Annotated in this window: 13 protein-coding genes; 8 read left to right on the top strand and 5 right to left on the bottom strand. The window is 65.4% G+C overall.

Features of this window, described 5'->3' with window-relative positions:
• The first annotated feature begins 62 nt into the window (after nucleotides 1-62).
• Nucleotides 63-479, top strand: a complete 417-nt coding sequence (locus tag ACQP2U_RS27200) for an SRPBCC family protein (RefSeq protein ID WP_433710065.1) — start codon at nucleotides 63-65, stop codon at nucleotides 477-479.
• Between the two features lie 14 nt (nucleotides 480-493).
• Here the strand turns inward: ACQP2U_RS27200 and ACQP2U_RS27195 are convergent, their stop codons facing one another.
• Both ACQP2U_RS27195 and ACQP2U_RS27190 read right to left on the bottom strand, forming a co-directional pair.
• Nucleotides 494-1,771 (bottom strand): HRDC domain-containing protein, encoded by a 1,278-nt coding sequence (locus tag ACQP2U_RS27195; protein ID WP_433710064.1) that lies wholly within the window; start codon nucleotides 1,769-1,771, stop codon nucleotides 494-496.
• Nucleotides 1,772-1,793: 22 nt separating this feature from the next.
• Nucleotides 1,794-2,345 carry a DUF3000 domain-containing protein gene (locus ACQP2U_RS27190; RefSeq protein WP_433716594.1) on the bottom strand — a complete coding sequence of 184 codons (552 nt, stop codon included), beginning with the start codon at nucleotides 2,343-2,345 and terminating at the stop codon, nucleotides 1,794-1,796.
• A gap of 171 nt (nucleotides 2,346-2,516) precedes the next feature.
• Between ACQP2U_RS27190 and hemE the strand changes: the two genes are divergently transcribed.
• Together hemE and ACQP2U_RS27180 are read left to right on the top strand one after the other, a co-directional pair.
• A complete protein-coding gene (gene hemE / locus ACQP2U_RS27185) occupies nucleotides 2,517-3,572 on the top strand; it encodes a uroporphyrinogen decarboxylase (RefSeq protein ID WP_433710063.1) in 1,056 nt (351 codons plus the stop codon).
• 31 nt (nucleotides 3,573-3,603) lie between these two features.
• Complete coding sequence (locus tag ACQP2U_RS27180; protein ID WP_433710062.1) at nucleotides 3,604-4,176, top strand: uridine kinase family protein; 573 nt, start codon at nucleotides 3,604-3,606, stop codon at nucleotides 4,174-4,176.
• A gap of 77 nt (nucleotides 4,177-4,253) precedes the next feature.
• On the opposite strand, the gene ACQP2U_RS27175 is transcribed toward ACQP2U_RS27180, so the two are convergent.
• The gene (locus ACQP2U_RS27175) at nucleotides 4,254-4,895 is read right to left on the bottom strand and encodes a TetR/AcrR family transcriptional regulator (RefSeq protein WP_433710061.1); all 642 of its coding nucleotides are present in this window, start codon (nucleotides 4,893-4,895) and stop codon (nucleotides 4,254-4,256) included.
• Between the two features lie 218 nt (nucleotides 4,896-5,113).
• On the opposite strand from ACQP2U_RS27175, the gene ACQP2U_RS27170 reads away from it, so the two are divergent.
• The 5 genes from ACQP2U_RS27170 (at nucleotide 5,114) to hemQ (ending at nucleotide 11,133) form a co-directional block, all read left to right on the top strand.
• Nucleotides 5,114-5,917, top strand: coding sequence for an SDR family NAD(P)-dependent oxidoreductase (locus ACQP2U_RS27170; protein ID WP_433710060.1), 804 nt, complete (start codon nucleotides 5,114-5,116; stop codon nucleotides 5,915-5,917).
• 31 nt (nucleotides 5,918-5,948) lie between these two features.
• On the top strand, nucleotides 5,949-7,076 hold the full coding sequence (locus ACQP2U_RS27165; protein ID WP_433710059.1) for a DUF5938 domain-containing protein: 1,128 nt from the start codon (nucleotides 5,949-5,951) through the stop codon (nucleotides 7,074-7,076).
• 82 nt (nucleotides 7,077-7,158) lie between these two features.
• Nucleotides 7,159-8,694, top strand: a complete 1,536-nt coding sequence (locus ACQP2U_RS27160) for an acyl-CoA synthetase (RefSeq protein ID WP_433710058.1) — start codon at nucleotides 7,159-7,161, stop codon at nucleotides 8,692-8,694.
• A gap of 107 nt (nucleotides 8,695-8,801) precedes the next feature.
• Nucleotides 8,802-10,163 (top strand): protoporphyrinogen oxidase, encoded by a 1,362-nt coding sequence (locus tag ACQP2U_RS27155; protein ID WP_433710057.1) that lies wholly within the window; start codon nucleotides 8,802-8,804, stop codon nucleotides 10,161-10,163.
• Between the two features lie 274 nt (nucleotides 10,164-10,437).
• Nucleotides 10,438-11,133, top strand: a complete 696-nt coding sequence (hemQ, locus tag ACQP2U_RS27150) for a hydrogen peroxide-dependent heme synthase (RefSeq protein ID WP_433710056.1) — start codon at nucleotides 10,438-10,440, stop codon at nucleotides 11,131-11,133.
• A gap of 88 nt (nucleotides 11,134-11,221) precedes the next feature.
• Here the strand turns inward: hemQ and msrB are convergent, their stop codons facing one another.
• Both msrB and ACQP2U_RS27140 read right to left on the bottom strand, forming a co-directional pair.
• The gene (msrB, locus tag ACQP2U_RS27145) at nucleotides 11,222-11,665 is read right to left on the bottom strand and encodes a peptide-methionine (R)-S-oxide reductase MsrB (protein WP_397028544.1); all 444 of its coding nucleotides are present in this window, start codon (nucleotides 11,663-11,665) and stop codon (nucleotides 11,222-11,224) included.
• A 47-nt stretch (nucleotides 11,666-11,712) separates the two neighbouring features.
• Entirely contained in the window at nucleotides 11,713-13,059 is a 1,347-nt protein-coding gene (locus ACQP2U_RS27140; RefSeq protein ID WP_433710055.1) for a glycosyltransferase family 87 protein, read from the bottom strand.
• Nucleotides 13,060-13,063: the final 4 nt, after the last annotated feature.

The following is a 13,063-nucleotide window of genomic DNA, read 5'->3' as shown; positions in this document are numbered from 1 at the left end:
TACCGTTTTGAAAACACTAGTTATCACGAGCGGGACACCGCTCCGGTATAGGAGGGTCAGTCATGGGATCGGTCGAGAGAGAGATCATCGTCGAGGCGCCCGTCGAGCAGGTGTGGGCGATCATCGGCGACTTCGCACATGGCCCGATCCGAATGGCGCCCGGCTTCGTCACCGACAGCACTCTCGATGGTCCGGACCTGCGCATCGTCACCTTCGAGAATGGCACGGTGCTGCACGAGCGGTTCATCGCACTCGACGAAGCCGAGCGCAGGATCGTGTTCTCCATCGTCGGGGGGAGTGTCACTCCGGCGCACGACAACTCGTCCATGCAGGTATTCCCGCACGCCGACGGCAGCCGTTTCGTCTGGATCCACGACACCCTGCCGCACGAACTCGCCGACGCATTCGGCACGTCCATGGAGCATGGCTTGGAGGTCTTCAAGCAGACCGTCGAGAACGCCGTCTCGACCGCATACTGAACGCGGAGTTCGGCCTACGCGTCGGGGGTCGGGATCAGGGCGGCAGCCAGTCGGGGGACCGCGAGTTCGCGTTGCCATGGTCGGGCCCCGCCCGACTTGAGGAATCCATCGATCGCGGCGGAGAGATCGTCGAGCTCGCCGACATGGTCGTAATCGGGCAGTCCGTCCCAGCACAAGCGGCGCACCAGATCGGGGGAGAGCAGATTTTCGACCGGAATCGCGTACTCGATGGACAGTTCACCCATTGCCGCGCGCGCTCGAGTCAGTCGTGCGGCGGCGACCGGATCGCGGCGCTCCCAGCGGTTCACCGGCGGCGGACCTTCGAATGGTTGGGTAAGGGCTGGTAGGTCGGTGTCGGCGAGGGTACGGCCGCGGTCGACCGCGGCGAGCCAGTCGCGGGAGTAGCGGCGTTGGCGCGGTCCGCCAAAGATCGGCAGGGTGCGCAGTTGGGCGATGGTGCGCGGTTCGGCATTCGCGGCGGCGATGATCGCGGCATCCGGGAGAATGCGGGCCGGTGCGACATCGCGGGTGCGCGCGAGGGTGTCCCTTGTGGTCCACAGTTCGCGCACGATGGCCAGTTGCCGGGTGCGGCGCAGGGTGTGGATGCCGGAGGTGCGCCGCCATCGATCGGCCTTCGGCGTACCGGGTTCGGTGGTCCGAACATGCTCGAATTCCTGTGCCGCCCAGTCGGTCTTGTGCTGGACCTCGAGCGAGGCGGCCACCTCGTCGCGCAGCTCGAGCAGCAATTCGACATCGAGTGCGGCGTAGTTCAGCCAATCGTCGGGCAGCGGCCGAGTCGACCAGTCGGCCGCACCGTGACCCTTGCGCAGCGCCCGGCCGAGCAGTCGTTCCACCATGGCCGCCAGTCCGACGCGCTCGAATCCGGCCAGTCTGCCGCCCAATTCGGTGTCGAACAGGCGCGCCGGGCGCAGACCGAGTTCGGCGAGTCCTGGCAGATCCTGGTCCGCCGAATGCAGCACCCATTCCAGATCGTTGATCGCGGCGGCCAGCGGTTCGAGCGCATCGGCGACCGGAATCGGATCGATCAGGAAGGTGCCCGAACCGGCCCGTCGCAACTGGATCAGGTATGCGCGCGCCGAATACCGGAAACCGGAGGCGCGTTCGGCATCGACGGCCAGCGGACCGGTGCCCGCGGCGAGCCGAGCCGCGGCATCGGCGACCTCCTCGGCGGTGACGAGCACGGGCGGCACACCGTCGGCGGGCACGAGCAGCGGCTCCGCCGTGCTTTCTGGTGGCGTGTTGCTTCGCTCGGACTCGTCTGCTACCGACATAAACCTGAACTTTACGTGGCGATCAGGTGTGGTCGTTGCTGGTATACGACTCCGGTCGCAGATGGGTGATTCCGGCGGGTGGTAAACCGGCCGCATAGGCCAGTACTTCGCAGAAGCCTTCCACATGCGGGCGCATATCGGTGGTCATCGCGGTCCACGAGGCGCGCAGCTCCAATTGGTGTGCGCGCGGTGGTCCGGCGATATCGCCGTAGCGCACCGAACTGGTGGAGGTGACGGTGCCGCCGAGTGCGGTGAACGGTTCGCCGCGGAATTCCAGCGCGTCGACCAGCCAGCTCCAGGCGACCTCGGGCAACAGCGGGTCGGTGGCCAGTGCGGCATCGATATCGGCCTGGATGTAGGCGACCAAGCGGAAGATGCCGTGCCAGGCCTCGGCGCCATCGGGATCGTGCAGCAGGATCAGCCTGCCGAAAGCATCGCCCTCGGAATCGACCGGCACCACATTTGTTTCGGCGTGTTTGACTTCCGCGCCCAGTGCGTAGGAAAAGGGTGCCAGGCGTTGAGGCGGTCGGATCGGTGCCAGCTCGATTCGAGGGTGCACGGTTGCGGTGCCCATCGCATCGACCGCGGCGCGAAATTGAGCTGGCTCGCCGTTGGGTCCTTCGGTCGGTGCGGCTCCGTCGCGGAAGTCGAGCGGTGTCACGGAAGCGACGGTAGACCTTGCGTGCCCGGCGCAGTCGGAGGCGCGCCGCTAGCGGGCCTTGCGGGCCGCATACGATAGGCGGTGATGAGCACTCATACCCGTCGCCGGTTGACCGATGCACCGTTCCTGGCCGCCGCCACCGGCGCCGCACCGAGCCGTCGTCCGGTGTGGTTCATGCGCCAGGCCGGACGGTCGCTGCCCGAGTACCGCGAACTGCGCAAGGGCATCGGCATGCTGGAGTCGTGCTTCGATCCGGAGCTGGTGTGTGAGATCACCCTGCAGCCGATCCGGCGCCACGGTGTCGATGCGGCGATCTTGTTCTCCGACATCGTCGTTCCGCTGAAGGCGGCCGGTATCGATCTCGATATCGTGGCCGGTGTCGGACCGGTGATCGCCGCACCGGTGCGCACCATCGCGGATGTGCGCGCACTGCCGCGGCTGCGCCCCGAAGAGGTCGGCGCGGTGACCGATGGTGTGCGGCTACTGACCGACGCGCTCGGCGACACACCGCTGATCGGATTCGCCGGTGCGCCTTTCACGCTCGCCTCGTATCTGGTCGAGGGTGGGCCGAGCAAGAACCACGAGCGCACCAAGGCGATGATGCACGCCGACCCGACGACCTGGCACGAGCTGCTCGGTGTCCTGACCGATATCACCATCGCATTCCTGCAGGCGCAGCTGGCAGCCGGTGTGGACGCGGTGCAGCTGTTCGATTCCTGGGCCGGCGCACTCTCGCTGACCGACTATCGAGAATTCGTGCTCCCGCATTCGGAGCGGGTATTCGCGGAGGTGGCCGAGGCCGGCGTACCGCGGATCCACTTCGGGGTGGGGACCGGTGAGTTGCTCGGTGCGATGGGGGAGGCGGGCGCCGATGTTGTCGGCGTCGATTGGCGGGTGCCGCTGACCGAGGCGGTGCGTCGGGTCGGACCCGGAAAAGCGTTGCAGGGCAATCTGGATCCCGCCGTATTGTTCGCCGGATCCGTCGCCATCGAAGCCCAGGCCCGGCGCATCGCGCACGAGGCCGATGAGGCGATCACGATGGGTGCGGCGGGTCATATCTTCAACCTCGGACACGGTGTGCTGCCCGATACCGATCCGGGTGTGCTGACGGCCCTGGTGCAATTCGTCCACGAGCTGTGATCGACTAGTCGTGGGTGCGAATCTTCGACCGGTGTCGCCGGGCAGGAGTCCGACCCGCGAGGAGGTCGCAGGTCGGGTCACCATCAGCTCGCCGCGACTCGGTTCGACCCGCCTGGTGGCGGTGGACGGACCGGGCGGGGCAGGAAAGTCGACCTTCGCAGCGTCTTTGGCGGCGCTGTGCCATGGGCAGGTGGTGCACACCGATGACTTCGCGGACGGAAATAACGAACTTCCAGGGTGGGCGCGGCTGGAGGAGCAGCTGCTGGAGCCGATCGGTCAGGGCCGTACCGGTCGATATCAGCGATATGACTGGGATGAGCGGTCTTTGGCCGAATGGCACGATGTCGCACCCGGGGGAGTGCTCATTCTCGAAGGCGTCTCCTCGGCCCGCGCGGCCGTCCGCGATCGGCTGTCGCTGGCGGTCTGGATCGACACCCCGCGCGCGGTGCGTCTGGCGCGCGGCCTCGAACGCGACGGTGCCCACACCTTGCCACTATGGGAGCAGTGGATGGCCGCCGAAGACGCTCACTTCGCCGCCGAGCACACCCGCGACCATGTGGACCTGATCATCCCCGGTGCGCCTAACCTCTCCGCAGACGAATGACGTAAGGGACGGGTCGCGCAGATTGCGCCGAGGGTGTGGCCGTAAATGGCTGTGCGACAGCGCAATCCGGAGATCGGCTAGGGCTCGCCCGGTCCGATCACCACGTCGAGCACAGCGGCCGCTTCGGTGGCGAGTGTCTCGCCGGCGTCGCTTTGTCCGGCGAGTTTGCGCAGCAGTGCCTGTTGGAACAGTCCGTCGAAAATGGCGTAGGCCGTGGCGGAGGGGACCAAGAGTGGTCGACCAGACAGCTCGGCGAAGCGGTCGACGACGTTACGGATCATCTCTTCGCGATGGCCGTCGATTTCGAGCACGTCCTCGCGGAAGGACTCCTCGAACAAACTCTGGTTGCGCAGGTCGTACCAGAGCCGGTGCAGCGGCGCGTCGGCGTCCAGCGTGGCCGCCATCGCGGCGCCGAAGTCGTGCCGGAGCTGTTCGGCCGTTGTCGCGGCAGTGACGATGTCGTCGTAACGGGTGACGCACACCTGCTCGTACTGTCGCACCGCGTGGGTGATCAGTTCGACCTTGTCGTTGAAGTAGTAGTGCATCACCCCGTGGGTGAACTCGGATTTTTGCGCGATCTCGCGCAGGCTGGTCCGGGCGTAACCGAGTTCGGCAAGGGTGTGCAGCGCGGCGGCGGCCAGCTGTGCGCGCCGCTCGCCGAACTTGTCGACCTGCCGGCGCGCGATGCGATCCCGCCTGGTCTCGACGATTTCGGTCATCGTGGCTTCTCTCCGTCACCGCTCATATGAATTCGCCCAGTGTATCGCGGCATCGGCAAGGAGCGCCCCGCTGGTTTAACGACCGTGTAAGAAAAGCTTGACGACTGTCATAAAAAGTCTTGACAGTCGTCAAGGATGCGCGCAGACTGTGATCCACGTCGCATCCGATCGGTCGAATGCGAAAGCCGAATGGACGATCTCGAGGAGGAGATGGGCGGATGAGTGGGTACGACCTGACCGGGCGCACGGCCCTGGTAACCGGTGGTGCGCGAGGACTCGGCGCGGGTATGGCCGAGGCGCTGGCCCGCGCCGGGGCTGCGGTCGCGATCGGCGATGTGCGCGAGGACCTCGGCAAAGAGACCGTTGAGGCATTGCGGGCCGCCGGCGCGACGGCCGAGTTCGTGCCGCTCGATATCACCGAGGACGCGCAGTGGGCGCAGGCTGTCACCGATACCGTCGCCGCGCTCGGCGGCCTGGACATCGTGGTGAACAACGCCGGTGTCGAAATCACCAGTCTGATAGTGGATCTCGACCCGGAAGAAGTGCGCAGGATGCTCGAGGTGAATGTGCTCGGGACCGCGCTGGGCATCAAGCACGCGCTGCGCGCGATGCGCCCCGGCGGCGCGGCGGGACGCGGTGGCGCCATCGTGAATATCGCCTCGGTCGCCGCCACCATCGCCTTCCCCGGCATTTCGGTGTACTCGGCGACCAAATCCGCAGTGGACCGGCTCACCAGAGTCGCGGCGATGGAATCCGGCAAACTCGGCTACGGCGTGCGCGTGAACTGCGTGTATCCCGGACTCGTTCCGACCGAGATGGGTGCTCGGTTGGCCGACGATGTCGCGCGAATCGGGTTGTTCCCCAGTGCCGAAGCCGCGGTCGGCGCGGTCGTCGAGCAGACACCGCAGGGCCGCCTGGGGGAGGTCACCGATATGGCCGATGCCGTGGTTTTCCTCGCCTCCGATGCCGCGCGCTTCATCACCGGTGCTGGTCTGCCGGTCGATGGCGGCATGGGCATGTGACCACAGACGACAACGAAAGGTTCGAGATCTCATGAGCACCGATAAGCCCGTAGTCGTCTACGGCGCATCCGGATACACCGGCCGTCTGGTCTGTGAATATCTCCGCGAATTCAATATTCCGTTCATTGCCGCTGGCCGGGACAAGACCCGGCTACAGGAGGCGATCGACAAGATTCCCGGCATCGACACCGTCGCGCACGATGTTGTCGAGGTGGCGCACGATGTGGCACCGCTGAGCGAGCTGTTTCGTGGTGCCGCGGTTGTCTGCAATACCGTCGGGCCGTTCGCGCAATACGGCCACGAGGTGGTGCAGGCCTGCCTGGCCGCGGGGACCCACTACCTCGACACCACCGGCGAACAGGATTGGCTCATCGACTGCGATGAGCAATACGGCGCCGAGATGGCCGCGCGCGGTCTGCTGCTCGCGCCGGGCGTCGCGCAGATGTACACCACCGGCGAGATCGCCGCGAACATCTGCTTGGAAACACCTGGTCTGGACACGCTCGATATCCAGGTCTTCTGGAAGGGCTTTCCGACGGTCGCGTCCACCAAGACGATCCTGGTCAATGCCGCACTGTCCAAGGCCTATTACCTCGAACAGAACCACTATGTGGAGTGGGCCGCGGATGCAGGACTCTACGACGTGGTGGTGCCCGGTCAGCATGAGATCGGGCTCGCATTGCCCTGGGGCGGTACCTCCCATCCGGTGTGGTTCAAACGCGATCCGCGGGTCGCGAATGTGAAGGTGCTTGGCGGCGTATTCAATCGGCCCTTGATGCAGGGCGTGCCGCAGATCGTGCAGGCGGTCGTCGAACAGGTGAAAGACCTTCCTGTGCAAGAGAAATACCGGGTCCTCGCCGAACAGGCCGCACTGGTTCGCGACGAGATGCCGCCGCGGGAGAATCCGCGCATCAATACCTCGCTCGATTCGGTGCACGCGTCCGGACCGCTGGGACGTGCCCACTGCGTGATTTACGGGAACTGCAACTACAAGCAGACCGGTCTGCTGCAGGCGTTTGCCGCGAACGCGCTGTTGCAGACGGCGCCGATGCGAACCGGGTTTGCCTCGGCATGCCAGGCCTTCGGCCATCGAGAACTGCTGGGGGCGTTGCGGGGTTTCGGGCTGGTCGGTGAACCAGTACTGAACGTGCACCGTTGATCGTGGCCTCGGGCCACGGGTGGGTCGGCCCACCCGTGGCCCGAATTGGCCACTCCCACAACAGCTTATACAGAGGATTACCGTGCGTTTGACCGACTATCTCGACAAGGGGGCCTCGCTCGGCGAGACCGCACCCTGCCTGACCATGAACGGGCACACGTTGACCTATGCGCAGGTTCAACGATTGTCGTGGCGCGTCGCCCGTGCACTGGCGCGATCGGAAATCCAGGCCGGTGAACGGGTCGCGATCTTGTCGGCGAACGACACACTCGCGTTTGCTTGCGTTTTCGGCATAGCCCGCGCCGGTGCGGTGTGGTGTCCGATCAATCCACGCAACGAGGCGGCGGAGAATCGCGAACTGCTCGACCTCTTCGATTGCACCTGCCTGATATTCCAATCCGCCTTCGCGCCACTGGTTTCCGCCATCGCACCGCGACTACCGGGGCTGCGGACACTGGTCTGTTTGGACGGAGATGCCGCCAATGCAGCATCTTTCGACGACTGGGTGCGCGAATGTCCCGATGGTCCGTGGCAGGTCGAGCCCATCGATGATCTCGCCATGTTGGTCGGCACCGGTGGCACGACCGGACGGCCGAAGGGGGTCCGGCTCACCGGCCACAATATCGAGACGATGACCGCATTGACCCTGATGAGCTATCCGTTCGAACCCCGGCCACGCTACCTGGCACTGGCACCCCTGACCCACGCGGCGGGCGTCCTGTGCTTCCCGATCCTGACCCTCGGCGGTGAGATCGTGGTGATGCCCGCCCCGGAACTCGGTGAATTCCTCACGCTGATCGAACGCCATCGGATCACCCACACCTTCCTGCCGCCGACGCTCATTTACATGCTGCTTGATCATCCGGCGTTGTCGGACGCGAATCTCAGCTCGCTGCGGTGCCTTTGGTATGGCGCCGCGCCGATGTCGACCGCCCGGCTCGCCGCGGCGCTGGATCGGATCGGACCGGTCATGGGCCAGCTGTTCGGACAGTCCGAAGCGCCCATGATGGTTGCCACGCTGGCACCGAAAGATCACTTCCGTCCCGACGGCTCGATCGCTACCGAGCGACTGTCATCGGCCGGACGGGCGACCCCGCTCACCCAGGTGGCCATCATGGCTGCTGATGGTCGACTGCTTCCGGCGGGTGAGCGCGGTGAAATCGTCGTCAAGGGTCCGCTGGTGATGGCCGGGTACCACAAGAATCCGGATGCCACCGCCGAGGTGTCACGGTACGGCTGGCATCACACTGGGGACATCGGTTACCTCGATGCCGACAACTACCTGTACATCGTCGACCGCGCCAAGGACATGATCATCACCGGCGGATTCAATGTGTATTCCGCCGAGGTCGAACAGGCGTTGCTGACTCATCCGGCGGTCCAGGACTGCGCGGTCATCGGACTCCCCGACGATAAGTGGGGCGAGCGAGTCACCGCCGTCGTGCAATTGCATCTCGGCCATACCGTGACCGGCGACGAACTGCGCGAGCACACCAAGGCGCGCCTCGGCGCAGTGAAATCTCCCAAACAGGTGGAGATCTGGGCCGATCTGCCGCGCTCCAAAATCGGCAAGGTGCTCAAGCCGGAGATCCGAGAGCGGCTGCGCGTCGACCGTTGAATACATCCGTCCGATGTTCGGGCTGGGGGTGGGTGCCGACCGTGTGTTCGGTCACGAAGGTGAGGGGTCTGGTCGGTGTGGATCCGTCGGCGGGCTACGGTCGCGATATGAGAATCGCGGTGGTCGGCGGCGGGATCAGCGGGCTTGTCGCGGCGTACCGGTTGCGGGGACTGCTGGGCGCGCAGGCCGAGATCGTGGTCATCGATCGGAGCGCGCGGCTCGGCGGGATTCTGTATACCGGCGAATTAGCCGGGGAGCCTTTGGATCTCGGGGCGGAGGCGTTCGTCGGGCGGCGGCCGGAGGTGCCCGCGCTCCTGCGCGAACTCGGGCTGGAATCACAGTTGGTGGTGCCCGCGGGATTGCGGCCACTGGTGTGGGCGCAGGGCAGCGCGCATCCGCTGCCCGAACGCACGCTGATGGGCATCCCATCGGATGCCGAGTCGATGCGCGGGTTGGTCGATGCCGAAACGCTCGAGCGGATCGAAGCGGAGGCGCGGCGGCCGCTGGCCTGGTATCCGGGCGCCGATATCGACGTATACAGCCTGGTCGCCGACCGGTTCGGTGCGCAGGTCGCCGAGCGCAGCGTCGATCCGCTGCTCGGTGGCGTCTATGCGGGCAGTTCGCGCTCCATCGGAGTGCGCGCCGCACTGCCGACCCTGGCCGCGGCCCTCGACAACGGTGCGTCGAGCCTTACCCAGGCGGTGGCCGCCGCTATGCCGCCGCCCTCGAACGCGCCGGTTTTCGGCGGCCTTCGCGAGGGCTACCGGGTTCTGCTGGATGCGTTGGCCGCGAAATCCGAGGCGGAATTCGTCACCGCGGCCTCGGCCACCCATCTCACCCGCGCGACCCACGGTTGGGTACTCGAACCGATCGGTGTGGTGGATGCGGTGGTGCTGGCGACCCCGGCTCCGGCGACCGCGAATCTGCTGCGCTCCTTCGCACCGGCCGCCGCATCGGCTGCCGCGGGCATCGAGCTCTCCTCGTCTGTCGTTGTGGCTCTTGCCCTCCCGCGTGAGACCGCGCTGCCGCAGAACTCCGGCATCCTGGTTGCTACCGGAGAATCTTTGCGCGCCAAGGCATTCACCTTGTCGAGCCGCAAATGGACCCACCTCGCCGACCGCGAAACCGCAGCCGTCCGAGCATCATTCGGCAAATTCGGCGATGACTCTACCCAGGCCTGGTCCGATGCCGACCTCATCGCCGCCGCCACCGAAGACCTCGCCGCCGTCACCGGGGCCACCATCGAACCGATCTCCGCAGCGGTCCAACGCTGGCCGGGTGGCCTCGCTCAATACGCACCGGGCCACCTCGACCGCGTCGCCGAAATCGAATCCACTACAGCTGATTTCGACGGCCTCGCCCTGGCAGGCGCCTACCTCCACGGCGTCGGCGTCCCCGCCTGCGTAGCCTCCGGCACCGCCGCCGCCCACCGCATAGCCACCACCCTGACCCACACCAGCACATCCTGATCGGGTCCGCGATACCGCGAATTGCCGCCATGCGATAGCCGTGACGGATACGGGTGTGCGGGATCGGTGTGGCCCCGTCGGTCCGCGCCCAATTGCTCGGCGGGGCGTACTCGAGGAACGCATTCACATCCAACAGTTCACCCCGACCGACTGGCGAGTGGACGCTTGCTAGAGGTAACCGGCAGTCTGCTCGCGCCGGAAACCCGGTGCGAGCATCCCCGTCGGGCCGGCCCACACGGATGCCTCGATGCGGCACAGTGGCACGATAGGAATCATGGCGCGACTCGACTATCAAGCACTCAATTCCACCATCCGCTACCTGATGTTCTCGGTGTTCCAGGTGCAGCCGGGGGTGCTGGGGGACGACCGCGAGGCCGCCATCAAGGAGGCGCGGGCATTCTTCGATGGGCTCGCCGAGCGCGATGTCGTGGTGCGCGGCATCTATGACGTCGCGGGGATGCGTGCCGATGCCGACTTCATGATCTGGTCGCATGCCGAGCGGGTCGAGGAGTTGCAGTCGGCGTACGCGGATTTCCGGCGCACCACCGAACTGGGCCGGGCCAGCGCGCCGGTCTGGAGCAATGTGGCGCTGCATCGGCCCGCCGAATTCAACAAGAGCCACATTCCGGCGTTCCTGGCCGGTGAGGATGCGGGCAACTACATCTGCGTCTATCCGTTCGTGCGCTCCTACGAGTGGTACCTGCTGCCCGATGAGGAGCGCCGCAAGATGCTCGCCGACCACGGCAAGGCCGCGCGCGGCTACCCGGATGTGCGTGCCAATACGGTGAGCTCGTTCGCCCTCGGGGACTACGAATGGATCCTCGCCTTCGAGGCCCCGGAACTGCACCGCATCGTCGACCTCATGCGCGACCTGCGCGCCACCGAGGCCCGCCTGCACGTGCGCGAAGAGGTGCCCTTCTTCACCGGTCCGCGCGTCGAAATCGAAAAACTCATCGCCGCGCTGCCCTGATCACCGATCGCTCGCGCATGCCCGAATTTTTGGGGGCATGCGCAACAAGCCGATCGGTCTGTATCTTTCCTTCGGCGCCGCGTTCGTTCTACTCTGCTGCACTGCCCGAGGGGTGTAGTTGCAGAGCGATGGAGTTGATGCAATAGCGCTTATCAGTGGGCGTGCCGTATCCCTCGCCCTCGAAGACGTGGCCGAGGTGGCTGTGGCAATTCGCACACAGCACTTCGACCCGGTGCATGCCGAGTGTGTCGTCGGAGCGCAGAATCACCGCCTCCGACTTCGCCGGGTCGAAGAACGAGGGCCAACCGCAATGCGAATCGAATTTCTCGGTGCTGCGGAACAATTCGGCCCCGCACGCTCGGCACACATAGACGCCCTCGGTCTTGGTGTCGGTGTACTCGCCGGTGAACGGACGTTCGGTCGCGGCCTGTCGCAGCACCGCGTACTCCTCCGGATTCAGCTTGGCCTTCCACTCCTGTGGGGTCAGCTGAATCCGGGGCGCGGGCAGGGACGTGTCGGCGTCAGAACTCATTGCTCCACGCTAATAGGTTTTCCACGCCCGTGCCGACTGTCCCATCGCTATTTGAGCGCACTCGCCCGCGGTTCATCGAGCAATTCGCTGCCGTTTGTCGCCTCGTCGGGAGTGCTTTCGTATGCCGTCTCCGGCTCGACCACCCGCGGCGCCTCCTCGGCGGCATTCCGCGAATCCGGGGCCGAGCGCATCCACGCCGGATCGATTCCGAATGGCAGCCGACCTTCCCGTCGCGCCGCAAGATAGCGGTCGACCAGCACACACGCGATGACGATCAGCAGCAGACCCCAGCCGAAGGTGATGCGCAGATATTCCAGGTTGCGTCCGAAGCCCTGCCAGCGATCCGAGAGCCACTTGTCGTAGGACATGAATCCGAACACCGCCAGCCACGCCGGCCAGTTCCGCATCACCGAATTGCGCAGCACCACCGACATCAGCAGCGGGAACAGCATCATCGAGTAGTACATCTGCCCCAGTGAGGACAGCAGGAACGAGGCGGTCATCAGCACACCGGAGGAGGTCGTCACGAAGAACAGTTCATCCTCGCGGTAGTAGCGGTACAGCAACCACAGCGTGATGGCGACGACGACGCCCATGACGATCCGGACACCCCAGGTCAGCCACAGCGGCAGACCGTAATACGCCGCGTTGCCGACGATCGCGCTGTTGAAGTAGTCCCGGGATTCGAAGATGTAGCGCGCGGTGCGGGTGAAGAACTTGTCCGCGTCCTTCGACAGTGGCCAGGCGATAGCGGTGAGCGCCACCGGAACACCGATGGCGGTGTAGAAAACCTTCCACTGTCCGCGCGCCGCCGCGATCAGTACCAGCGGTGCGAGCGTGGGTTTCACCGCGATACTCAAACCCAATATCGCACCGGCCCACAGATCCTGCCGCGTGAGCAGCAGCATGATGAAGGCCACCTCGGCCAGCAGTACGCATCCGTTCACATTGGTGAAAACCAGTGTGTTGATAACGGTTTCGGAGCTGAACATGGCGAGCAGCAGCACCGGCGCCGCCACCGACGACAGAGTGAACTTGAACAGCTTGAGCAGCAGATACCACGCCAGGATGATGGCGGCGGCATTGAGCAGGATGAAGCACCAGCGCGACTTCTCCGGGTCGATCAGCGCCAGGGGCGCGATCAGCAGCGTGCCGCTCGGGGGATACAGATAGTGCGGATCCACCAGGTTGTAATTCGCCGTGTACACCGGTCGGTGGTTGAGGAAGGCCAGCGACGCGTTGTAGACCGGTTTGAAGTCATCGGTGATGAACCCGTTGACTGCCTTGATGAAGATCCGGTTGAGCACAGTCATGACCGCAAGGGGCCAGAGTGCGAACTTGATCACCTCGGCGGTGGTGCGAGCGGTGCGAGGCTCGAGCTGTCGAAGTAACACTGGG

Origin of the sequence: Nocardia sp. CA-084685, assembly GCF_050955785.1 — a bacterium.
Taxonomy (GTDB): domain Bacteria; phylum Actinomycetota; class Actinomycetes; order Mycobacteriales; family Mycobacteriaceae; genus Nocardia.
The sequence above is the reverse complement of the archived record's forward strand: the minus strand, read 5'-3'. Positions and strand labels throughout refer to the sequence as shown.